Source organism: Paenibacillus lautus NBRC 15380, from assembly GCF_004000945.1.
Taxonomy (GTDB): domain Bacteria; phylum Bacillota; class Bacilli; order Paenibacillales; family Paenibacillaceae; genus Paenibacillus_AQ; species Paenibacillus_AQ lautus.
This window is the reverse complement of record NZ_BIMF01000014.1, coordinates 98256-121905: the sequence shown is the minus strand read 5'-3', so window position 1 is coordinate 121905 and position 23650 is coordinate 98256. Positions and strand designations below refer to the sequence as shown.

Genomic DNA, 23650 nt, shown 5'->3' with positions numbered 1-23650 from the left:
ATGAGCCTGTACCGGAAAGCACGCCGATTCATGTCTTATCCTGTCAGCATGAAGCTTATGCTGGCAGAAGCTTATGTTTATCTGGCCTGGGGAAGGGTGTTCAAGCTGTTTCCTTTTCAAAAGGTGTCTCCGTCTCTGGGAGAACCTATGAAGGAGACGCCGTATGTGGGTTATACGGAGCAGGAGCTTTTGCTTGTCCGCCAAATCTCGAGAGCCGTTCATACCATGAGCCGTGTCACATGGTGGGAAAGCCAGTGCCTGGTTAAAGCCGTTGCCGCGATGAAGATGCTGGAGCGAAGAGGGATTCCGAGTACGCTTTATCTGGGAAGCGGCCGGGACGACAAAGGAATGATGGTTGCCCATGCCTGGCTCCGCTGCGGCTCTTATATTGTAACGGGAAGAGAAGGGCACGAAAGGTATGCCGTCGTCGGGATATTCGGTAAGGATATGGGGGCCGGGGACTTGAACTTTAAGCGGTCATCCGATAAGGAGTTTTTACATTGAGGGATCTCTTTTATTTTATCCGTAAAATGCATGGGATGGCCGGGGTTAAACTCTACCTCAATATGTGTATGATCCTGATCATCAGTATTCTGGACGGCATCGGCATCTATTTGATCGTTCCGCTTCTCGGTGTCATCGGCGTATTCGAGACCGATTTGAGCGGGGTGCCGCTCGTCTCAACCTTGATGGACCTTGCGGGCACATGGTCATTGCAGCTTAATTTGCCGATGGTGCTGGCTCTATATGTTGTGATTGTGGGCGGGCAAGCCTTGCTGCAGCGCAGCCAGAACCTGTTAAATGCCAAAATATTGCAGCGATTCATTCGTAAACTGCGCATGGAAACGTATCAGGGGTTGCTGCATGCCAAATGGGAGTTCTTCCTGCGCCACCGCAAGTCGGATTTCAACCATGTCATGACCAATGAACTCGGGCGCGTGAATCAGGGCACGTTTCTATTCTTGCAGATGGTCTCGTCCTTCTTGTTCACGATCATTCAGATCGGCCTTGCCCTATGGCTGGCCCCGATGCTGACCCTCATTGTCCTGTTGAGCGGAGGGCTCCTTGCCTTGTTTGGACGCCGATTCATCCGGCGATCGAAGCGGATCGGTGAGCAGACGACAGAGCTGTCGAAATATTATTTTGCCGGCATCAGCGAACATTTCAACGGCATCAAGGATATCAAGAGCAACCGGTTGGAGCCATTTCATATGAGCTGGTTTGACAGGCTGTCGCGAAAAATGGAGCATAATTTCATCCAATTTGGCAGAATCAACTCCTTGTCCCAACTGATTTATCGGCTCGCGTCCGTCTTGCTGGTTGCTGGATTTGTGTATTTGGCGCTGGAAGTGCTGCGTACGCCTGCGGAGCAGCTGCTGATGATCGTTCTTATCTTCTCGCGCTTATGGCCAAGATTTATCAGCATTCAATCGAGCACCGAGCAGCTCGTGTCGAATTTCCCGGCCTTCCGGGCGATACGCGAGCTGCAAGCGGAATACGAGGTGGATAGGGAGATTGCCGGATCGATTCCGATGACAGGCAGCGAGCGACATCAGCTGCAGCATGGAATTGATTGTAGTCATGTGGACTATCGGTACGATGCCGCTTCCCCCGTTTATGCTTTGCGAGATATCAACCTACATATTCCTGCCAATCGCATGACGGCCATCGTTGGCAAATCAGGCGCGGGCAAGAGCACCCTTATCGATCTTCTCATGGGGCTGATCCAACCGGAGAGCGGGCAAGTTCTTGTGGACGGCGTGTCCATGGAGGACGAACGTCAGCTGATGTCGATCCGAGGAGGTATCGGATATGTGGCGCAGGATCCTTTCCTCTTCAATGAGAGCATCCGGGATAACCTGAAGCTGGTTGCTCCAGATGCCTCGGATAACGAGCTGTGGGAAGCGCTGAGGTTTTCAGCCTCCGACGAATTCGTGCACGGGCTTCCACTAGGCCTCGATACCGTCATTGGTGACCGCGGTATCCGCTTGTCCGGGGGAGAACGTCAGCGGATTGTGCTGGCCAGAGCTATCTTGAAGAAGCCTTCGATACTTGTGTTGGATGAAGCGACAAGCGCGCTTGACAGTGAGAACGAGCAGCGGATCCAGGAAGCGTTGGAACAGCTGAAAGGGAGCATGACGATCATCGTGATCGCCCACCGACTGTCCACCATTCGCCATGCGGATCAGGTCATCGTGATGGAGCAAGGGCGAGTTATCCAGCAGGGGGGTTATCAGCAGCTGTCTCAGGATCATAAAGGCACTTTCCGACAGCTGCTCAGTTATCAGACAGGGGCTCAGATGTAACTCTGGTTGGATCGCGTAAATAACACTTTGTATTCGCAAGACATGTTGACAGCAGTAATCTACGGCCATTTCCCGGTATGTATCGGGAGATGGCCGTTTTTTTGCGCAGAATCTTTTGTTTGACTAGTAGGAAGCGGTAAATAAGAATGAAATACATTTGCTATTTTGGATCGGTTGGGGTATAATAAGTTTATTGGGATTTTGACCTGAGATTCACATATTGCAGAGGGTTATTATTTTGATTAGGAACCTTGTGCAATATGTGAATTTTTTGTTTTTTAACCAAAAATGAGAAAATCATATAAATTTAGGAGGTGTTTCTATGCAAACAGGAACAGTAAAATGGTTTAACGCAGAAAAAGGCTTTGGTTTCATCGAGGTTCAAGGTGGCGAAGATGTATTCGTACACTTCAGTGCAATCACTGGTGACGGCTTCAAGTCGCTTGATGAAGGACAACGTGTTGAATTTAACGTAGTTCAAGGCAACCGCGGACAGCAAGCCGAGAACGTTGTAAAACTGTAGATTCGAGAAAAGATCCCCAAACGTACCGTTTGGGGTTTTTTTTATAATAGAGCTCAACCAGCATGAGGGCGTTAAAAATGTAGCTAAAGGGGGAAGTTCATTGTCTTATTCTTGGAATAAACCACTGGAAAATCTGCCGGAAGAGATGACCGCGATCTGGTCTTGTACGAAGGAAGGGTGTAACGGTTGGATTCGAGATAGCTTTTCGTTCAAGGAAGTTCCCGTTTGTTCACAATGCGCGTCATCCATGGTCAGCAGCAATAAAATCCTGCCGATCCTTGTTTCGTCGGATCAGCAAATCAAGCTTTACCGTAAGAATCAACGCAAGGACACCAAATCGTAGGGGGCAGCTCTCACGGCTCCTTCACCATTTTGTTCTATTCGTTGTGTTAAAGAAAGGTTGAGATCTCATGCAGGTATTCGAAGATTGGAATTTAAAGGTGAAAAAAACGTTTAATGCCACCAGTAATGAAGAAGTATTAACCGTTTCTGAGGCAGGTCAATTGTTAGGTCTGTCCAAAGATCAAATGAAAAGCTATGTCGACCAGAATAAGCTGACCAAAGTTCCGATCATGAGAAGCGTGCATCGATACCTTTTGTTGAAAAGTGAAATCGATCATATTGTGAAAAAACGGTAGGTCTAATCACCCCAATATATAAGTGAAACGGGCACCCATTCGGGTGTCCTTTTTTTATGGAACGTGGAAGCGGAATGGCTAAAAGGTCAAAAAAGGTCAAATCGAAAGATCGAAACCAATTCATTCGGGAAATCAGTTGAAAATACGCTATTTTAGTCCTATTTTCTTCGTAATCGGTTTTGGCATTTATGCGATACAGGCATATAATAAAGGCGTAAGGTCAAATAAGGTCAAACAAGAAAGGGGAAATCTATGATGTTTGATTTGATGCCATTTGGAAAGCGCAGAGAGGATGCCTTCGGACAGTTGGTGAAGTCATTTCACGATGTCTTTAACGATGCATTTCATGATGAAGTGTTTGCACCGTTCAAAGGTTCGATGATGTCTTTCAAAACAGACATAAAAGAGACGGAGCGCGCTTATCTGGTTGAGGCGGAGCTTCCAGGTTTTCAAAAAGACGACATCGAAATCAGCTACGCTGACCCTTACTTAACGATCAAAGCCGTTCGCAAGGAGGATCACAGCGTTGAGGATACGAAGCAGCAGATCGTCCGGAAGGAACGCCGTTATGGCGAGTATGTGCGCAGATTTTACGTGCAAAACATAGCCGAGGACCAAATCGAAGCTTCCCTGAAGGATGGAGTCCTTAAGCTTGAAATACCGAAACAGCCTGAACCTGGTAAGAAGCGTATCCAGATTCGGGATGATATCTAATATATACACCCTCCGATCATTAGGTCGGAGGGTATTTTTTTGTTTTCCATAGCAATAAATTTACATATATTCCATCGAATTTCGGCAATTGAAACCTTTTGTCGGTATATAGGGTATTATAGTTTAAATGTAAACTTTTCGAGGGGGACACTCATGGTGGGAATCTTATCGAGGTTTAAGGATGTTATGAAGGTGAATGTGAACGGGCTGTTGGATCGGACGGAAGATCCGGAGAAAACAGTTGACACTTATATGCGTAGCTTGAATGCGGACTTGGGTAAGGTAAAAGCGGAGACGGCTTCCGTGCTCTCGGATGAGCGAAGAGCGAAGCGGGCGCTTGATGAGTGCAGTGGCGAGATCAAGAAGCTGCAGCGATATGCAGAGAAGGCCGTGGAAGCCGGAAACGAGGACGATGCCCTGAAGTTCCTGGAGAGAAAAGCAGCGCAGGCCGAGAACTTGAACGAACTGCAGGCAGCATACGAATCGGCTTCCGCAAACGCCGTCAGGATGAAACAAATGCAGGATAAGCTGGTGTCGGACATGAGCCAACTGGAAGCGCGCTATGCCGAGTTGAAAGGGAAAATGGCGGCTGCCAAAGCCCAGCAGGAGCTGAATTCCGGCCGTTCTTCCTTGGGCGGTGCCAATGCGGCATTCCATACCATGGAGGAGAAAGCGAGCCGTGCTTTGGATGAAGCGGAGGCCCTGGCTGAACTTCGTGCTGGAGCCAAGGAGGACGATCTGGACGATTTGATCGTTGAATTGGAGAAGAATATGGGCAAGGACGGAGCTGCTCTACTGGAGACTCCCTCTACCGAGGATGAACTGGAGGCAATCAAAGAAAAGCTGAAAAAGAAAGAATAATCATCATTGTTATCGAGGTGAGCAAATGCCGGTAATTGAATACAAATGTCCGAACTGCGGCAGTGGCATGGTTTTTGACGGCGATACGGGAATGTTGTCTTGCCCCAGCTGCGGAAGAAAAGACAATATCGAGGAAATCCCCGACCCGCTGAAGAAGCAGGTGTTCGCGGAAGACGAGGTAAAGGAGTACCATTGCAACAGCTGCGGAGCCGTGATTGTGACCGAGCCGGAGACCAGCGCCACGACCTGCAGCTTCTGCGGATCGGCTGTCGTGCTTAGCGACCGGTTGAGCGGCGAGTTGGCTCCGGTGAAGGTCATCCCTTTTTCGATTACGAAGGAAGAGGCAATGAAGGCGTTCAAGAAATGGTGCCGGAACGGCCTTTTGACGCCAAGCGGGTTTATGACAGCGGACCGGATCAAGGGCATCACCGGGATCTACGTCCCCTTCTGGCTGTATGAGCTACATAATCGAGTTGAGGTACATGGACAGGGCACCAAGGTGAGAACTTACACGCAAGGAGATTATCAATACACGGAGACCCAGCATTTTGACATCTACCGGAAGATCCTCTTGAACTATGTGAAAGTGCCGATCGACGCTTCGGAGAAAATGAGCGATGAGCTGATGGATAAGCTGGAGCCTTTTCCCTATCAGCAGCTGAAGGAATTCAGGACACCGTATCTCGCCGGGTATATTGCGGAAAAATACAGCCATGACGACGAGCAGCTTCTTCCGCGTGCAAAAGAAAAGATCAGCTCCTTCATTGATTCGTATATTTCGTCGGCGGTCTCAGGATACACAACCGTGAATTATACCAACAAACAGATCGATACCACCAAGAAACAGGCGGATTATGTTCTTCTTCCGGTATGGATGGTGCACTATGATTACAATAAATCGGAGTATACATTTGCGATGAATGGCCAGACGGGCAAGGTGGTCGGCAAACCGCCGATCAGCAAAGCGAAGGTGACCGGGTGGTTCGCGGGCATTTCGGGCGTCTCCTTGTTATCCTTGAAGCTGATCTCCTGGGCGATGGGAGGAGGTTTCCTGTGAGAAGGCGATATATATTAGGGGCGGTTCTGTTTTTCCTGGTTGCCTACCTGATGGTTCCGGCCCTGATGGTCAAAGCTGAAGATGATAAGCCATTGATCTTTGATGAAGCCAATCTGCTCAGTCCGGAAGAACGGGATGAGCTGAATGCGATGGCGAATGAGTACGGTGCCGAACGCGAGACGGACTTTATGATCCTTACGGTTGACCGTGTCGAGAATGACGATTATGAGACATGGACAGAAAACTTTTACGATGAGTATGCACCTGGGTATGATAAGCCACACGGCAATACCGTTATTTTGACCATAGTTATGAGTGCTCGTGATGGTTCTCGTAACGTGCATTTGGAAGGTTATTATAAGGCCGAGAAATATCTCGATTCCGGTAGGCTCACCAAAATACGCAGCAAGATTACGCCCGATTTGTCCAATGGTGATTATAAAAAGGCTTTTGAAAAATACATTAAAACCGCTCATCGGTATATGGGCTTTGAGCCGGACGTGAACCCGGATAATATTCTGTTTAATATTTGGTTTCAACTGGGAGCTGCCGCTGCCATCGGCGCTATCGCCGTGGGTATCATGGCTTACCGCTCCGGCGGCCGGGTGACGGTCAACAGCCGAACCTATGAGGATACCAGCACATCGGGGATACTGAACCAGCAGGACCGTTATATTAGAACAACAGTAACGAAGCAGAAGATCGAGCGCAACACGAGCAGCGGCTCGGGCGGCGGAGGCGGAGGCGGCGTTAGCAGTGGCGGCCATTCGCATAGCAGCAGCAGCGGGAAATTTTAATGGAAGGGATGGATAGCATCGATGGGATTTTTCAAGAACCAATTCTCTAATGTCGTGGAATGGGAAGAGTTTAGGGACGATATGATTTTCTGGAAATGGAGCAACCGGGAGATTAAAAAAGGGAGTAAGCTGGTTATCCGCTCCGGTCAGGACGCGATTTTTGTCAATAACGGCAAGATCGAGGGGATTTTTGAGGATGAAGGCGTATATAACATCGACTCGGATATCATTCCGTTCCTTTCTACTTTAAAGGGGTTTAAATTTGGCTTTAACAGCGGCATGCGCGTGGAAGTCCTGTTCGTTAACACGAAGGAATTCACCGTCCGATGGGGGACGCAGAATCCGGTGCTCATTCCGACGCCGCAGCTTCCGGGCGGGATGCCGATCCGTGCTAACGGCACGTTCAATTTTAAAGTGAATGATTATGTGACGCTGATCGACAAAATAGCCGGGATCAAAGAGAGCTACCTTGTGGAGGATGTTAAGATCCGGATCACTTCGGTGCTCGATCAATTGTTGATGAAATGGATTAGTCGCGAAGGCAAGGACATGTTTAATCTGCAGGCGAACGCCTCCGATATCGCGAGAGGGATTCGGGAAGACCTCGACATGGAAGTGATGGACAACGGGATAACGATCACCGGCTTCCAGGTGATGAGCTTCAATTATCCGAAGGAAATTCACGACATGATCACGAAGACGGCTTCCCATGAAATGATCGGCAATCTGCAAAAGTACCAGCAGGTCAGCATGACGGACGGGATTGCGTCCGGCAAGGTGCAAGGCGGCGGTGCGGCTTCGGATATGGCAGGCATGATGATGGGGATGAACATGGCCAATGAAATGATGAAAAATATGAATCAGAACCAGAACCAACATAATCAGAACCCGAACCATCCGAATCAAAACCAACAGCCTCCGGTTGAGAAGGAACCATCCGCTCCCGCGGCCTCATCCCCTTCCGAAGGAAACAAGAAGCCCAACTTCTGCCCGAACTGCGGCGCAAAGAATGAAGGGGCGAACTTCTGTCCGAATTGTGGGCAGAAGCTTGGTTGAATTTGCGACTAGCAGCACTAAAGATGCACAAGATTGGACAAAAAGTTCGTTATCATCGTTGGAATGACGCAAAATGGTGGCGTCTAGCGAATGTGAAAACTCTTATCATAACAGCACCCCTCGCTTTTAAAGCGGAGGGTGCTGTGCTGTTATGTTCGCTGAATCCTTTATCTAGTGATGTATCTTCCCATCCTTTCCATTCCTTGTTCTGACTGTCAGTTTCCATTCTTCAGCATTCCCCTCCTCCTCATCTTATCCTTGCGCTTTCATTGTCACGATCTGCGACTGTTCCTTTCGCCAGTTTCATTGCATCTTTCTGCATGTCATTGCGAACTAAAGATTTCAAAAAACATGCCGTGCGAGGTGGAGTCGGAGAATTAGAACTTGACGGACAAATGAGAACTAGGCAAATGGGAAAGGGGTGCATTATGATAGGGCATATCGGTCAAAAGAGAACTCATAAAGACGAAGGGAGACAGGGGGATGCTATGTTCAGATCGACATCCTGGCGCATATTTGTGATAAGCGGCATTTTTTTTGCGATTACAATCATACCGTTCTCGTTGTTTCTGGCTAACCGATTTTCTCATTTCGCTTATTCCCAGATGGGGACGTTCAATCAGGACCGCATCGACGAAATGGCGGAACGGGTCGAGTACATGCTGGCCAAGCTGAAATGGTACAGTCTGACCATGTACGAAGATCGTACCGTTCAAAACTGGATGTATGCTTCCGCCGACAATCTGCTGCAAAATGCAAGCACGATGGGGGTGTTAACTAAATATTTATCTAATGAGCCTTATATTGAAACCGCTTACTTATTTAGCGTCCGTAGACGTGAGGTGATCGACTCCAAAGTTGGATTGCTTTCGTTCGAGGAATTTGCCGATCAGCCGATGCTGCAGCGGATTGAGCGTAATCCCGGGACATTCCTCCGCTATTTTAATCACCAGATAGGAAATAACTCGTATTTGGCGCTTCAGTTTCCTTCGACTCCTGTGCAGAAAAACCGTGACGGGTACCTTGTCGTCCTGTTCGATAAAAAGGAACTGCAGAAACATTTGATCTCAGGTGACGGAAGGGCTGATACGCTGCTCTCGATCGTGGATGATCAGGGCAAATTGATCTTGGGCGAATGGGATGAACGGCTTGCGGAGAGCATGGAGAGCGTCCGGACGGAGGTAAAGCATTGGGACAAACGAACCTGGACGATTGGAAATGGTATTTGGATAAAACATTTGCAGCCACGGGTGATATGCAGCAGTTGAATGAGGCTGCCAAGGAAGTTGGAGCCAAGCTGAAACAGCCCGATCATCAAGTCAAGGTTGTGTTAATGATTCCGAATCCTGGGGAATCCTTAACAGATTTTGGCGATATTGACGGCAGCGGTTCCTTAAACTTTAACGACTCCGTCGTAGGCAAAGAAAAAGCGTCTGAAAACAGAGGAAAAGCGGTGCAGTGGTGGCTGGACCAGGCCCGGCAAAGATGGCAGGCTGCCAACTACTCTAATCTTGATTTTGTCGGCATGTACTGGATGCCGGAACAAATCGACATATCCGAATCGGGACCGGACATAGCTCGCATGGTGTCGGATAAAGTGCACGCCATGAACATGAAGGTTTTCTGGATTCCACACTCATATGCTTACAAAATGTTTATGTGGAAAGACGTAGGGTTCGATGCCGCTGCGCTTCAGCCTAACTATTTCTTCGGCGGAATGGATTCCGACCGTCTGGACGATGCTACGAATACTGCAAAGCGGTACGGAATGGGGAACGAAGTTGAATTTGATGACGGAATGCTGACAGATCCCGTACTTCGCGAGCGTTTTATCGAATACTTGGACAGCGGCGTCAGATCCGGTCTGATGCAAAATGGCTTCAGAGCTCACTATCAAGGCAATAATGCAGTATACAACTTAGGGGTAAGCAAGGATCCAAGTTTGCGTTTAATGTATGACTGGCTGTATCAGTATTTGAACGGAACGTACGCCATTGACAGCAGCCCGGCGCCGGAGACGATGACGGAGCTTGTACAGCGTTATGTCGCGTCGAACGAAATCAATTCGGCTTTTGGCAATGAGTTGTTGTATCGATTGCAGACCATCAAGCTTCTGTTGGACGAAAACAAGCCGGAGGATGCCGTAACGTATATGCAGGATTTTCTCGCGCACATTCACGACCCGGCCGTGCAGGCGCAAGGGCTGATTTCCGCTCCGGCAGCAACGCTGCTTGATACCTACGCCCAAGTTCTCATTCATACCTGGTCTGACGGCTGGGGGCTCAGCAATCTGGCTCTTGGCAAAAATTACACGGTTTCGCAGCCTCCTAACAGCAACTATCCTGATTCCGGGAACGAACTTACGGACGGCCAATTCGGCTGGACGGATTACCGTAACGAGCAGTGGCAGGCCCATGCGGGAAGCGACTACCCTGACGAACGAAGCCGCACAATCACATTTGATTTGGGCGGCAACAAATCGATCGGGGCAATTAGAGCCCATTTTCTTCAGGATAAAGGACCCGGCATCTATTTCCCTCAGAACGTCACTTTTTCCGTTTCTTCTGATGGCCAATCGTGGAGCCCGCTGGCAACCGTTTCTCCGCCACCGGCACATGATGTTACCTCGGCCGAGTTCGTGGGCTGGAGCGGGATTACAGACGGCGTGCCGGGGAAAGCGGGAGCCGATAAAGTGTCTGCCCGCTACGTCAAAGTCGAATATCCGGTCAACGTCTGGGTCTTCCTGGATGAAATCGAAGTTCTCGGTATTGACGACCCGGCGGGGGGTGGCACGGTTATCGACGGCGCAAGAGCCGAAGTGGATGCCGATGCAAAGAAATTGACGATCGACGGTTTGGTCATGAACGGCAGTCAGTCCCAAGTGAATTTGAAAATACTCGATTCGAAAGGGAAAATTCGGTACGAAGGCCAAACGACAAGCACGGAAACAGGAGGTTTCCATTTCACGATCAAGCTTACCGGCAATTTAAAGGGAACCTGCGACGCCTATCTCTCTGTGGAAGGAATGTCGGCTCCGCTTAAGATTTCATTCGAATACAACAAAAAGGACTGATGTTTATTTCCCGCACGAGTTCAGAATTCCGATGGTATACGGCCTGATTTCCATGATGTATTTAGGATTATGGCATTCCATCACAAATTCTGCCGAGCATGATGCATGATAACTTATGTTTCGTAAAAAGCCATGGACGCAGCGTTATTTCCACGCTGTGGCCCGTGGCTTTTGCTTTTGAATCGTTCTTGATGACCGCATGGGAAATATGTGGCGCGTCACGATGTTTATGAACACGTGTAATATAATGAAGGAGCGTAATTAGCCAGGGGCGAGAAGGAAAGAATCGTGAACGAATAACAGTAACGATTAAAGATATTGCGAAGAAGGATTGCTGGTCTCCCAACTACATCAAGGGCTATCTGGAAATTTCAAACTGAGAAAGTTGTAATTAATGTAAACGCATACTTATTCATGGTATAATGCATCTAATAGTTTAAGCGATCTTAGGGTTTGGGTTTGATAGGTTGTGAAACTTGCCTGGGGGTGTTGCGAGAATGAGAAGATATAGCGTGTGGCGTCCGATTATGCTGATTGCGGTAGCGCTGCTTACGAACAGCTTGGTTACGAATTTGGCCGGGGTATTTGGCATGACGCCGGAGTCGGCAAGCAGCTTGGGTGTAGTCGCCATGATTATTGCCGGATTGATTACGTATAATCGTATGATGAAGTCACGCCGCAAATGAATATTCATTCAAAACTTTCATTGAAATGAACAGCATGTTTGTAAGCACCTTGCCGAGGTGCTTTCTTTTCATAAAGCGCTATTATTTTTTCCAAATTGAATGGTCTGAGCACTTCCACTTTGGCGTGTCATACCAACTGTAACCCGCCGTGTTATCTATAAAAACCGTTAAATCAACACTGCAGGAAACAAGTCTTCCTAACTCTTCTAGATATGGAATAAAACATGTCTTAAACGTTTCACCGCGGCACAGATGCAGTTTGACAGATTCACCCAAATTTATGTTGAAAAGGGTCTGTTTTATTAATATATTGTAAATAGCGCGAATCTAGTATTCGGGCATATATACCTAGGAGGGTTATCCTTAATGAAAAAAGGGGTCATATCTTTAATCAGTTTGGCGTTATCTGTCACAATGCTGGCAGGCTGCGGCGACAAACCGGCGTCAGAGCCAAGCGGCGGCGCAGGCGGCGACGCACCTAAGGCAAACTTCAAGGTAGGGATGGTTACAGACGCGGGAACGATCGATGACAAGTCGTTTAACCAAGGCACGTACGAAGGTATCGTGAAGGCGAACGAGGACTTCAAAATGGAGTATAAATACCTCAAGCCGGCTGGAACGACAGAAGCCGACTATTCAAAAGAGATCGGAAACCTGTACGATGCCGGATTTAAATTCATTGTAACCCCAGGCTTCAAATTTGAAACAGCCGTGTTCAAAGCACAGGACAAGTATAAAGATGCTAAATTCGTTATTATCGATGGAACACCTCATTCCGGAGAAGAGGGCGCAGCACCGGTCGTTAAGGAAAATACCGTATCCATCTTCTTCGCAGAACAAGAGTCGGGCTTCCTGGCTGGCGTAGCCACTGCGCTTCATGTGAAGGATGGACAAGCGGGCTTCATCGGCGGCATGGAAATCCCTCCTGTACAGAAGTTCAACTGGGGCTTCCAGCAGGGTGTAGCTTATGCTAACGAGAATCTCGGCACGAAACTGGTAATTAACAAAGAAAACGTTGTCTACCAAGGATCTTTTGACGACGTTGCAGCAGGCAGCCAATTGGCGGCTCAAATGTATGACCGCGGCGTGAACGTTATCTTCGCGGCAGCAGGCGGCGTTGGCGTGGGTGCAATTAACGAAGCGAAGACTCGCGTACAGAACGGATCCGAGGTATGGATCGTTGGCGTAGACGTTGACCAGTACCAAGATGGCGTTTACGAAGGCGACAAATCCGTTGTCCTGACTTCGGCCGTGAAGAAAATCGACCATGCAGCTTACGATATGATCAAAGCTGAAACCGAAGGTAAATTCCCAGGCGGACAGACACTTACGCTGGATGCGACCAATGACGGCGTCGGCCTTCCTGAGAAAAACCCGAACCTGAGCGATGACGTTCTGAAGCAAGTAGACGAAGTGTTCGGCAAGATCAAAGCCGGCGAAATTAAAGTAGCCGCAGAGCAAGGCGATCTGATTAAGTAATCCAAGGCACCCAGGTCATCTACAGAACGTGGATAGACTTACTTGAAAAGCAGCGATACCGCATGAAAAAAGACGGATTCCCTCCGTCTTTTTTTAAGGTATTAGAATTTATAAGTTATTTCAGCGAAGCGTAAGCAATCTGTAATCGCATTTATATGTTTTGGGGCCCCCGCAAAGTATTTGGAACAAGCATCAAAGCATAGGCTCCACTTTGTGGGGCTATTTAAGGTATCAGACCGTATCACCGGCGCAAGCGATTGCATCCTGATATTGAATGTAGAAATCGATCTATGCAACTGCGTTCTGGCTGTTTGAAGTGAGTCGATCCGCGTTTTTTTAAAGCAGTTTATGCACAGGAAAATTCAACAAAAAAGAAGGAGAGGACCCAAAACCATGGACTATGTTGTCGAGATGGTGGGCATCCGCAAGGAATTTCCCGGGATCGTGGCCAATGACGATATCACAATTAGGCTGAAAAAAGGCGAGATTCATGCGCTGCTCGGTGAGAACGGGGCGGGCAAGTCCACCTTGATGAGCATCCTGTTTGGCATGTATCAGCCTGACCGTGGCGTAATCAAAGTCAACGGCAAGGACGTGCGGATCTCGAATCCGAACGTCGCGAACAAACTCGGAATCGGGATGGTGCATCAGCATTTTAAATTGGTCGAGCCGTTTACCGTGACCGAGAATATTATTCTGGGCAGCGAGACGCGCAAGTACTTCTTCGGCTTGGACGTGAGATCGGCTGCCAAACGGGTCGAGGAGCTGTCCAAGCGGTACGGCCTCAATGTGGACCCTTATGCCAAAATCGAGGATATCTCGGTCGGGATGCAGCAGCGCGTGGAAATTCTCAAAATGCTGTACCGCGACGCGGAAGTGCTCATATTCGACGAGCCGACCGCTGTGTTGACCCCTCAGGAAATCGAAGATTTGCAGGGCATTATGAAAAACCTGGTCAATGAAGGCAAATCCATCATTCTGATCACCCACAAATTGAAAGAAATTAAAGCGGTTGCGGACCGATGCACGGTCATTCGCCGGGGGAAAACGATCGGTACCGTTGAGGTGGCCGACACGAGCCGCGAGGCTATGGCCGAAATGATGGTGGGCCGCAGCGTGTCCTTTAAGGTGGACAAGCAGGAGAGCCAACCGGGTAAAACCGTTCTTGAGATCCAATCGCTTACCGTGAAGAACAGTAAAAAAGTCGATGCACTCAAAGGCTTTAGTCTCGATCTACATGCCGGGGAGATTGTGGGTATTGCCGGCGTGGATGGTAACGGTCAATCGGAACTGATAGAAGCCATTACAGGACTTCGCCAGGCGGAGAGCGGAACGGTGAGCTTGAATGGAAAAACGCTCAACGGTCTATCTGTCCGTCAACGGAATGAAAGCGGAATCGGCCACATTCCGGAGGACCGTCAAAAGAGGGGACTCGTGCTGGATTATACCATTGAAGAAAATTTGATCCTCGAGGTGTATAACCGCCCACCGTATTCCAAGAACGGGCTGCTCCAGCCAGCAGCGATCCGCAAGCATGCGGAGCATATCATTCAGAGCTTTGATGTGCGTTCCGGAACGGGCGGCCGGTCGATCGTGCGTTCGATGTCCGGCGGTAACCAGCAAAAAGCAATCATCGGCCGCGAGGTAGAGCGCGATCCGGATCTGCTTATTGCCGTTCAGCCGACCCGGGGCCTTGACGTAGGCTCGATTGAATATATTCACCGTCGTCTGATCGAACAGCGAGACAAGGGGAAAGCCGTTCTGCTGGTTTCCCTGGAGCTTGATGAAGTGCTGAATCTATCGGACCGCATTGCCGTTATCAATAACGGTGAACTGGTAGGTATCGTTAAAACCTCCGAAACGAACGAAAGAGAGCTCGGACTGATGATGGCCGGGTATCAAAAAGAGGAGGCACCACATGAATAACGGCGTAAAATCGTTGCTTGCCGTCCTATTCGGACTCATCGCGGGGGCACTGCTTATGGCGCTGACCGGACATAATCCGGTAGAAGGGTATAAGTATCTCATCCAGGGTGGACTCAAAAACCCGGAGCGGATCGGAAATACGCTGGCGACGGCGACTCCGCTTATTTTAACCGGTCTGTCCGTGGCCTTTGCCTTCCGCACTGGATTGTTTAATATCGGTGCCGCGGGCCAGATGCTGTTCGGTGGCTTTTGCGCGACGGCTGTCGGCCTCTCGCTTGACCTGCCGCGGGCTCTGCTCCTGTTGATCATGGTACTGGTTGGGTTTATCGGAGGTGCGCTATGGGCGGTTGTCCCAGGGTTCCTGAAGGCTAAATATAACGTACATGAGGTCGTATCCACGATTATGATGAACTGGACCGCCTACTGGACCGTTTATTATGTCATTCCGGGTTACTTCAAAGGGGCGAGTCTGGAGACGGAATCGCGTCAGCTTCCGCCGGAAGCCATGCTGCATCAGCAGTGGCTCAGCGATATGTTCCAAGGTTCTTATGTCAATCTGGGCTTTTTTATCGCGGTCATTGCTGTTCTGGTCGTCGCTTTCCTTATTAACAAAACAACGCTCGGATACGAATTGAAGGCGGTCGGATTCAACCGGCACGCTTCCGAATATGCGGGTATCGCTGTCAAACGCAGCATCGTGCTGTCTATGTTCATCTCCGGCGGCCTCGCGGGCCTCGCGGGTGTTGCACAGTATGCGGGAAATGCCTCCAGCATGCAGATCGGCATTCTGCCGAGCCAGGGATTTGACGGGATTGCCGTAGCCCTGCTCGGAATCAACGCACCTATCGGTGTTTTGGTGTCGGCACTGTTCTTCGGGATTCTCTACTCAGGCAGAGGGTTTATGAATGCCATGACGGAGATTCCGCCGGAAATCGCCGATTCGATTATCGCCATCATTATCTATTTTGCGGCAACCAGCATCTTGATCGAACGACTATACCGTAAATTGAAGCTGCGTCGCGCGGCTAATAAAAAGCAGGGGGAGTAAGGACATATGTGGACAACGATTGAACAGATTTTTCCGTATGCCATCGCTTACACGATCCCGCTTTTGATTACCGCCTTGGGCGCGCTGTTCAGTGAACGAAGCGGGGTCGTCAATATCGGCCTTGACGGCTTGATGATTGTTGGTTCTTTCATCGGAGCCTTTGTCATTTTCAAAATGCAGGCCCAATGGCCCGGCCAATCGTGGGTATTATGGGTAGGACTATTGGCAGCAGCGGCTGCGAGTGCGTTATTCTCGCTATTGCATGCCTTTGCCAGTATCAACCTTAGTGCCAACCAGATCATAAGCGGTACGGCGATCAACATGATCGCGGGTGCCCTGACGATTTTCCTTGCCCGTAACATTACAGGGAGCGGCAAGATCAGCATCACGAATGGTTTTGCACCGTTTGATGTGCCTGTGCTGTCTAAGATACCGGTTATTGGGGATTTGTTTTTTACCAAAACCTATGCAACAACCTGGCTTGTACTGTTAGTGTTAGTGCTCAGCGCACTAATATTGTACAGAACGCCGTTCGGTCTGCGACTCCGGTCCTGCGGCGAGCATCCGCACGCGGCGGAAGTAGCAGGTATTAAGGTACAGTCCATGCGGTATGTCGGCGTCATGATCTCGGGTGCTTTTTCCGGACTCGGGGGAGCGGTCATTCTGTTGACGTATTCCGGTGAATTTACGGGAAACGTAGCGGGACTAGGGTTCCTGGCGTTGGCGTCCTTGATTTTCGGACAATGGAAACCGCTCGGCATCCTGCTGGCCACCTTGTTCTTCGGATTTGCCACGACGGTAGCCAATGTATCGCAGGTCATTCCGTCATTGGCGGTAATCCCGCCGGTCATTCTCAAGATTTTCCCTTATGTTGTCACGCTGATCGCACTCGTGATTTTCTCCAAATCCTCGAATGCGCCGAAGGCCGTAGGGGAGCCGTTCGATTCAGGTAAACGGTAACGCATTGCGCAAGTCGATGTAAGACAAATAGAACCTCTGATATGCCTATGCCCCTTTAGGGTTAGGTCTATCGGAGGTTTTTTTACATCTAGCATACTTTAGGTTAGTACTCTCAAAACATATCTGGTATATATAGTTAATAAGGCTAGAAATTTAATAGAATAGAGGAGTGAAAACCTGAATGCGCATTCGATTACATAGGTGGCAAAAGCAGCTAAGTATATTTATGGCTATCGTCATGCTCCTGAGTATCATCGTTCCTTTCAGTCCCGTGAAGGTAGCGGAGGCTGCTCCCCAACATGACCAGGTTGTGATTAGCCAGGTGTATGGGGGCGGCGGGAATAGCGGGGCCAGTTATACGCATGATTTTATCGAATTGTTCAATCCGACAGGCAGTCCGGTCGACCTGACAGGCTGGAAGGTGCGTTATGCAAGCGCAACAGGCACTTTTAACGGCACGACCTCTTTAACTGGTATTATAGAGCCTTATTCTTATTATTTAATCCAACAACAGAGTAGTGGCTCGGTGGGTGGTTCTTTGCCGACAGCTGATGCTGCAGGATCATTGAACCTTAGCGGCTCCAATGGCAAGGTGGATCTGGTAAACGCCGCAGGCGACCGCATCGATCTTGTTGGCTATGGATCGGCTTCAGAGTTTGAAAAGAACCCGACCGCAGTTCTATCCAACAGTACGGCTGCGATTCGCAAGGAATTGACCATGGGTCAAAATGATCGCGGTCTTGACACGGATAATAATGCAGCGGATTTTGCGGTTACGACGCCGGATCCTAGAAACAGCTCGAGTCCCGCTACGCCGATCACGCCTGGCACGGGCTTGGGACTGGTAACGGCCAACCCGGAGCCTAATGCCTGGCCTGCCGGAACAGAGATTACGCTGAATCCGCCTACGGTAGGGGCTTCCGTCTATGCGGATGTGTATCTGTCCGGCGGAAACGGCTCCGGCTTCCAGCTCGTCAACGGCCCGATCGAGATTAACGAGCCTACGCGGGTAGATGCCTATGCAGTCCAGGAGGGTTTACCGGATGGACCGGTCTCCTCGTTCCAATACGATATTTTAACGCAAACGTCCGTCGCTGAAGCCCGCAGCAAGGCTAAAGGCGAGCATGTGTGGACGGAAGGCATCATTACGCATATCGAAGGCAGAGAAACGTATATTCAAGACGATACGGCCGGTATCGTGCTTTATGACTACCCGCTTAATGCCAGCGTTGGCGATCGGGTGAGTGTGGCCGGCGTAATGGAGATTTACAACAATCTTCAGGAGATCAAACCGCACGCCTTGCTGCCGCATGATGTAACGGGTGCAAATGCAGGAGTGCCGCAGGCTCAACAAATCACCGGAGCTGATCTATCCGCAGCTGCAGGGGAGACTTATGAAGCACGACTTGTCTACCTGGATGATGTGACTATCAAATCCGAGAACAGACCTGGGGAATACACGGCCGAGCAGGGCGGGCATGAATTCATCATCTATTCCGGATTATCCAAGCTGAAGACGGTGAAAACCTTCAGCCGCGTCACGGGCGTGGTGAAGCAGTTTGGAAACATCTATGAGCTGATCCCTTTAGGCGAGGATGCCTTAATCGAAGAGATGTTCTCCGTGATCGCAAGTCCCGGTGCCGGTCCGATAATTATCGGGGGAACGGTGACGCTGTCCAGTCCTACGCAAGGGGCGAGCATCTATTACACACTCGATGGATCGGTTCCTACGACAGCAAGTACACTATATAGCTCGCTGATACAAATTAATCGTGACACGACCATCAAAGCGATTGTTGTCTCGGGTAAAGATGTGAGCAAGGTGTACGAATTTGCCTATAAAGCTACTCAGCAGCCGCGCATCGCGGATATTCAAGGCGAGGACCATACTTCGCCGTATACAGGACAAACGGTAACTGATATTGAAGGTGTTGTAACCCAATATGGTTATACGTTTTCTAACGGCAATATCAAGGGATTCTACATCCAGGATCCGAAGCCGGATTCCAATCCGAATACATCGGACGCGATATTTGTATATTCTACAGATCCGAACCGGCCGCAGATCGGTGATCTGGTGAGCGTAACCGGTAAAGTGGCAGAGTATAACGAGGGAAGCTCCAGCAACTTGACCTCCACCCAAATCGAGCTGCAATCTTTCAAGAAGCTTGATCAGGCTCAGCAGCTGCCTGAACCGGTAACCTTAGGGAAAGGCGGACGCCCGATTCCTGCCGCCATTATCGATAATGACAGCATGACAGCATTCGATCCGGAGGAAGATGCCATCGATTTCTACGAATCTCTGGAGGGCATGCTGGTCAGACTTCCGCAGCCAACGATCATTAGTCCATATTGGACAAGCGGCGGCACCTACAACATTGCGACCCGTGTAGAGAACGATATCGCGGATGTCATTACGCCAGCCGGCGGACTGGTTCTGAAAGAGCAAGGCAATTTCAACCCGCAGCGTCTCCTGATTGCTTACGGCAATCCGGGACAAGAAGTGGGCACAGGCGATACATTTGCCAATGATGTGATCGGCGTAATCGGTTATAACAGTGGCAATTTCAAGGTGATTCCGGCTAAAGTTGAATTGCCTGCAATCAACAGTAGCTCTTTTAAGCAAGAGGTATCCACCATTGACGTGAAGGATGAACAGCTCAGAGTAGCGACGTATAATATTGAAAATTTCTACCCGGGTGTAAGTTCCGCCAAAATCAACAAGCTGGCGGAGTCGATCGTAAACAACATTAAGTCTCCGGATATTATCGGCCTGGTGGAAGTACAGGATAACAACGGTGAACAGAACAACGGTACTACCGCGGCTGACCAAAGCTACCAGGCTTTGATAAACGCCATCAAGGCAGCGGGAGGACCCACGTACAGCTTTACCGACATCAATCCGGTGAATAATAATGACGGGGGAGCGCCTGGAGCGAACATTCGGGTAGGGTTCCTCTACAACGCGGAACGTGTCCAGTTATCGGACAGCGCTCAGGGCAAGAAGGGATCCCCGACGGAATCGGTTGCCTATGATGCGGCGAAGGATCAGTTAACCCTGAATCCGGGCCGGATCGATCCGCTGAATGCGGCATTTAACGCGTCGCGTAAGCCTCTGGCCGCGCAGTTCGAATTCCAAGGCGAGAAAGTGATCGTCATTGCGAATCATTTTAACTCGAAATCCGGAGACCAAGGACCATTCGGCAATACCCAGCCGCCGGTTCTCTCCAGCGAAACGCAGCGCCATCAGATTGCAGCCGTCGTGAACGGATTCGTGAAAAGCGTTGTGTCTGCTAACCCTGATGCGAACGTCGTTGTGCTGGGGGATTTGAATGATTTTCAGTTTACCGAGACAGCGAGCATTTTGAAAGGCAACGAATTGGACAACCTGATCGAGACGCTTCCGCTTGAGGAGCGGTATACCTACACGTATGACGGGAACTCGCAGGTATTGGATCATATTCTGGTCAGTAAGAACCTGACCCGTTCCACGCAAGCCGATGTCGTGCATCTGAACGCTGACTTCCCAGCTTCCAAGGGCCGCGTATCGGATCATGATCCGGTAGTCGCGCAGATCGACCTGAAAGGAGAAGCCGTGAACGGCTTCCCGCTTACGATTTTGCATACCAATGACACACATGCCAATCTGGACACCGTAAGCTCACCGGACAACATTGCGCGTCGGGTGACGGCGATCAAAGAAGCCAAAGCGAATGCGGTCAATCCTCTGCTCGTGGATGCAGGGGACGTATTCTCCGGCACGCTGTATTTTAATCAATACTTGGGACTGGCCGATCTGGAGTTCATGAATCTGGTTCAATATGATGCCATGACCTTTGGTAACCATGAGTTCGATAAGGGCTCCGAAGTGCTGAACGATTTCATCGAGCATGCGGAATTCCCGTTTGTTTCCTCGAACGTGAATTTTTCGGCCGATGCTTTATTGACCCAGAAATTCAAGAATGAAGTGACCCGGGATGCCAAGGATGCAACCATCTACCCGGCCATCATCATGGAGGTAGACGGGGAGCAGGTAGGCCTCATCGGACTTACAACCGAAGACACGGCGAACATCGCTTCGCCTGGAGACGTCACCTTCGATGATGCGGTGCAAAAGGCAAAAGACACCGTAGCGATGCTGCAGAAGGAAGGCATCAACAAAATCGTTGTGCTGTCACACCTTGGATATGATGTGGACGTCAACTTGGCCAAGGAAGTCGAGGGCATCGACATCATCGTGGGCGGCCACAGTCATACTAAGCTAGATGAGGCGGTTGTGGACCGGTCGGACAGCGAACCGAAGCTGATCGTGCAGACGGGGGAAAAGGGACAATTCTTAGGTCAGCTTGAGGTCGTATTTGACGACGAGGGTGTTCTGCAGGAGTGGAACAGCAGCCTCATTTCCGTTGACGAGAAAGATAGCGCCGGTCAATACGTGGTACAGCCGGACCAAGAGGCGCTGCAAACTTTGAATACCAAATATAAGCCGGGTGTGGAGCAGTTAAAACAAACGGAGGTTGGTACGACCGAAGTGAAGCTGAACGGCGTCCGCGCCGATGTCCGCACGAAGGAAACGAATCTCGGCAATCTGATTGCCGATGGCATGCTGGATGCGGCGCAAGCCGCCGGCACGAATGCGGTCATCGCCCTGCAGAACGGCGGCGGCATCCGCGAATCCATTGAGGCAGGCAAAATCACGATGGGTGACGTCATGACGGTCCTTCCGTTTAACAATGATCTCGTCACGATCACGTTAACGGGCGCCGAGATTAAGGAAGCCATGGAGAATGGGGTTTCCAAGACACCTGCTTCGGATGGCCGCTTCCCGCATATTGCGGGCATGAAGTTCTATTATGACTCCACCAAGCCGGTTGGGTCACGCGTCCTGCGTATCGAGGTGAAAGGCAAGAACGGATACGAGCCGATCGACATGAATAAATCGTATGAGGTAGCGACAAACGCATTTACCGCTAAGGGCGGCGATTTCTATGCTTCGCTCGAGAAGGCCTACCTGGAAGGGCGCGTGAACCTGCTCTATAAGCCTGACTATGAAGTATTCTCGAACTACGTAAAAAAAGTAGGCACCATCACAGCCAAGACCTCCGCCGTCGAAGGACGGATTACGGACTTGAAGGGAGCGCCGCTTCCGGGAGGACCTGATCCGGGCGGGCCGGGAGAGCCTGGGCCGGGGAACCCTGGGAACCCGGGTACGCCTGGAACGCCAGGACCGACGACGCCACCCGTGAATCCATCGAACCCTGGCACGACACCACCAGCCGAACCAGGCAAGGTAAAGGTTCCGGTTAAGGCGGAGAACGGCGCGGCAGCAGGCAGCGTGACTGGAGCGGCCATGAAGGAAGCCCTGAAACAGCCTTCGGGCGGAAAAGTCACCGTGGAGGTAACGAGCACGCAGCCAATCTCCTCTTCATCCGTTACCATCGAGAATGAAGCGCTGCGGGCGTGGCTTGATCAAACAAGCGCGCAGGTGCTGGTGGTAGCGACGTCGTACGGAAGCTATGAGCTTCCGAAGACGGAGATCGATCTTCAAGCGCTTGCAGCCCAAGCCGGCTCGGACATGAACAGCCTTCAATTGGTCATTCAGCTTGCGATCGATGAGGAGGCCCTTAAATCAGCAGCGTCCAAAGGATATAAAGCGCTGCAAGCCGTGAGCTACACCGTGACGGTGAAGTCCGGCAATGGCAAGACCATCGTGCTGGACGCATTCCAAACCTATGTGAAGCGGTCCCTGAATGTCGACAAATCGCATGCTTTGACTGATATCGCGGTTGTCCGAGTGGATGGAAACGGCGAATACACGCCAGTACCCTTTAAGGTGAACGGCCAACGTATTGATATCTATAGCCGAACCAACAGCACATACCTGGTGTTGCAGAACCCGGTAACGTTCCAGGACATCGCGTCGCATTGGTCGAAGGGTGACGTTGAATCGCTTGCGGCTAAAATGATCGTAACCGGGCGCACGGAGCAGACCTTTGTTCCGAACGCATCGGTCACTCGGGCCGAGTTCGCAGCGCTTGTAGTTCGGGCTTTGGGCCTCTCTGCAAATGCCGGATCAAGCAGCTTTAAGGATGTGGCGCTTTCCGACTGGTACGCGGGAGCAATCCAAGCAGCCGTCGATGCCGATATCATCACCGGCTATACGGACGGCACCTTTAAGCCGGATCAAACGATCACGCGCGAAGAGATGGCCGTGATGGCCTACAACGCGCTGGAGTATGCCGGATACAACCCCGTCGACGCGACAAGAGCCCATTTTGTCGATGAGTCCTCGATCGGTGCTTGGTCTCTGGTGGCGGTGTATGAATTGGCGGGTCTTGATATTCTGAATGGAGATCCGAAGCAGCGCTTCCATCCTAAATCGAATGCCACCCGCGGCGAAAGCGCCGCTGTGCTCCATCGTTTGATGCAGGATTTGACGTATGCGAATTAAACATGTTGTATAGCGGATGGATGGTTAATGGATTTGAATCTTTGTGATATACGAGGGGGGCAACAGCAAATCTGC

General features: G+C 50.3%; 18 protein-coding genes. All 18 read left to right on the top strand.

Features of this window, described 5'->3' with window-relative positions:
• The 18 genes from PLA01S_RS22000 (at window position 1) to PLA01S_RS21915 (ending at window position 23575) form a co-directional block, all read left to right on the top strand.
• The gene (locus tag PLA01S_RS22000) at window positions 1-504 is read left to right on the top strand and encodes a lasso peptide biosynthesis B2 protein (RefSeq protein ID WP_127594042.1); all 504 of its coding nucleotides are present in this window, start codon (window positions 1-3) and stop codon (window positions 502-504) included.
• Complete coding sequence (locus tag PLA01S_RS21995) at window positions 501-2306, top strand: ABC transporter ATP-binding protein (RefSeq protein WP_127594041.1); 1806 nt, start codon at window positions 501-503, stop codon at window positions 2304-2306. The genes PLA01S_RS22000 and PLA01S_RS21995 overlap by 4 nt, the downstream gene beginning before the upstream one ends.
• A 322-nt stretch (window positions 2307-2628) precedes the next feature.
• A complete protein-coding gene (locus PLA01S_RS21990) occupies window positions 2629-2829 on the top strand; it encodes a cold-shock protein (protein WP_127594040.1) in 201 nt (66 codons plus the stop codon).
• A 100-nt stretch (window positions 2830-2929) separates the two neighbouring features.
• Window positions 2930-3172 carry a cold-shock protein gene (locus PLA01S_RS21985; RefSeq protein WP_100539735.1) on the top strand — a complete coding sequence of 81 codons (243 nt, stop codon included), beginning with the start codon at window positions 2930-2932 and terminating at the stop codon, window positions 3170-3172.
• A gap of 67 nt (window positions 3173-3239) precedes the next feature.
• Window positions 3240-3467 (top strand): helix-turn-helix domain-containing protein, encoded by a 228-nt coding sequence (locus tag PLA01S_RS21980; RefSeq protein WP_127594039.1) that lies wholly within the window; start codon window positions 3240-3242, stop codon window positions 3465-3467.
• Between the two features lie 255 nt (window positions 3468-3722).
• A complete protein-coding gene (locus PLA01S_RS21975; protein ID WP_127594095.1) occupies window positions 3723-4181 on the top strand; it encodes an Hsp20/alpha crystallin family protein in 459 nt (152 codons plus the stop codon).
• A gap of 156 nt (window positions 4182-4337) precedes the next feature.
• Window positions 4338-5042 (top strand): PspA/IM30 family protein, encoded by a 705-nt coding sequence (locus tag PLA01S_RS21970; protein WP_174819236.1) that lies wholly within the window; start codon window positions 4338-4340, stop codon window positions 5040-5042.
• 25 nt (window positions 5043-5067) lie between these two features.
• Window positions 5068-6099 carry a TFIIB-type zinc ribbon-containing protein gene (locus PLA01S_RS21965; protein ID WP_127594037.1) on the top strand — a complete coding sequence of 344 codons (1032 nt, stop codon included), beginning with the start codon at window positions 5068-5070 and terminating at the stop codon, window positions 6097-6099.
• The gene (locus tag PLA01S_RS21960; RefSeq protein ID WP_127594036.1) at window positions 6096-6896 is read left to right on the top strand and encodes a TPM domain-containing protein; all 801 of its coding nucleotides are present in this window, start codon (window positions 6096-6098) and stop codon (window positions 6894-6896) included. Before PLA01S_RS21965 ends, PLA01S_RS21960 begins: the two co-directional genes overlap by 4 nt.
• Window positions 6897-6917: 21 nt before the next feature.
• Window positions 6918-7952: an SPFH domain-containing protein gene (locus tag PLA01S_RS21955; protein ID WP_127594035.1), complete on the top strand. Its 1035-nt coding sequence runs from the start codon at window positions 6918-6920 to the stop codon at window positions 7950-7952.
• Window positions 7953-8440: 488 nt separating this feature from the next.
• The gene (locus tag PLA01S_RS21950; RefSeq protein ID WP_246059758.1) at window positions 8441-9220 is read left to right on the top strand and encodes a cache domain-containing protein; all 780 of its coding nucleotides are present in this window, start codon (window positions 8441-8443) and stop codon (window positions 9218-9220) included.
• On the top strand, window positions 9142-11025 hold the full coding sequence (locus tag PLA01S_RS21945; protein WP_246059756.1) for a DUF4855 domain-containing protein: 1884 nt from the start codon (window positions 9142-9144) through the stop codon (window positions 11023-11025). Before PLA01S_RS21950 ends, PLA01S_RS21945 begins: the two co-directional genes overlap by 79 nt.
• Before the next feature lie 497 nt (window positions 11026-11522).
• On the top strand, window positions 11523-11711 hold the full coding sequence (locus PLA01S_RS21940; RefSeq protein ID WP_076322526.1) for a hypothetical protein: 189 nt from the start codon (window positions 11523-11525) through the stop codon (window positions 11709-11711).
• A gap of 366 nt (window positions 11712-12077) precedes the next feature.
• On the top strand, window positions 12078-13190 hold the full coding sequence (locus PLA01S_RS21935; protein ID WP_127594034.1) for a BMP family lipoprotein: 1113 nt from the start codon (window positions 12078-12080) through the stop codon (window positions 13188-13190).
• A 393-nt stretch (window positions 13191-13583) separates the two neighbouring features.
• On the top strand, window positions 13584-15116 hold the full coding sequence (locus PLA01S_RS21930) for an ABC transporter ATP-binding protein (RefSeq protein WP_127594033.1): 1533 nt from the start codon (window positions 13584-13586) through the stop codon (window positions 15114-15116).
• The gene (locus tag PLA01S_RS21925) at window positions 15109-16164 is read left to right on the top strand and encodes an ABC transporter permease (protein ID WP_127594032.1); all 1056 of its coding nucleotides are present in this window, start codon (window positions 15109-15111) and stop codon (window positions 16162-16164) included. Before PLA01S_RS21930 ends, PLA01S_RS21925 begins: the two co-directional genes overlap by 8 nt.
• Window positions 16165-16170: 6 nt before the next feature.
• Window positions 16171-17124: an ABC transporter permease gene (locus tag PLA01S_RS21920; RefSeq protein WP_127594031.1), complete on the top strand. Its 954-nt coding sequence runs from the start codon at window positions 16171-16173 to the stop codon at window positions 17122-17124.
• Between the two features lie 181 nt (window positions 17125-17305).
• Window positions 17306-23575, top strand: coding sequence for a 5'-nucleotidase C-terminal domain-containing protein (locus PLA01S_RS21915; protein ID WP_127594030.1), 6270 nt, complete (start codon window positions 17306-17308; stop codon window positions 23573-23575).
• Window positions 23576-23650 lie beyond the last annotated feature (75 nt).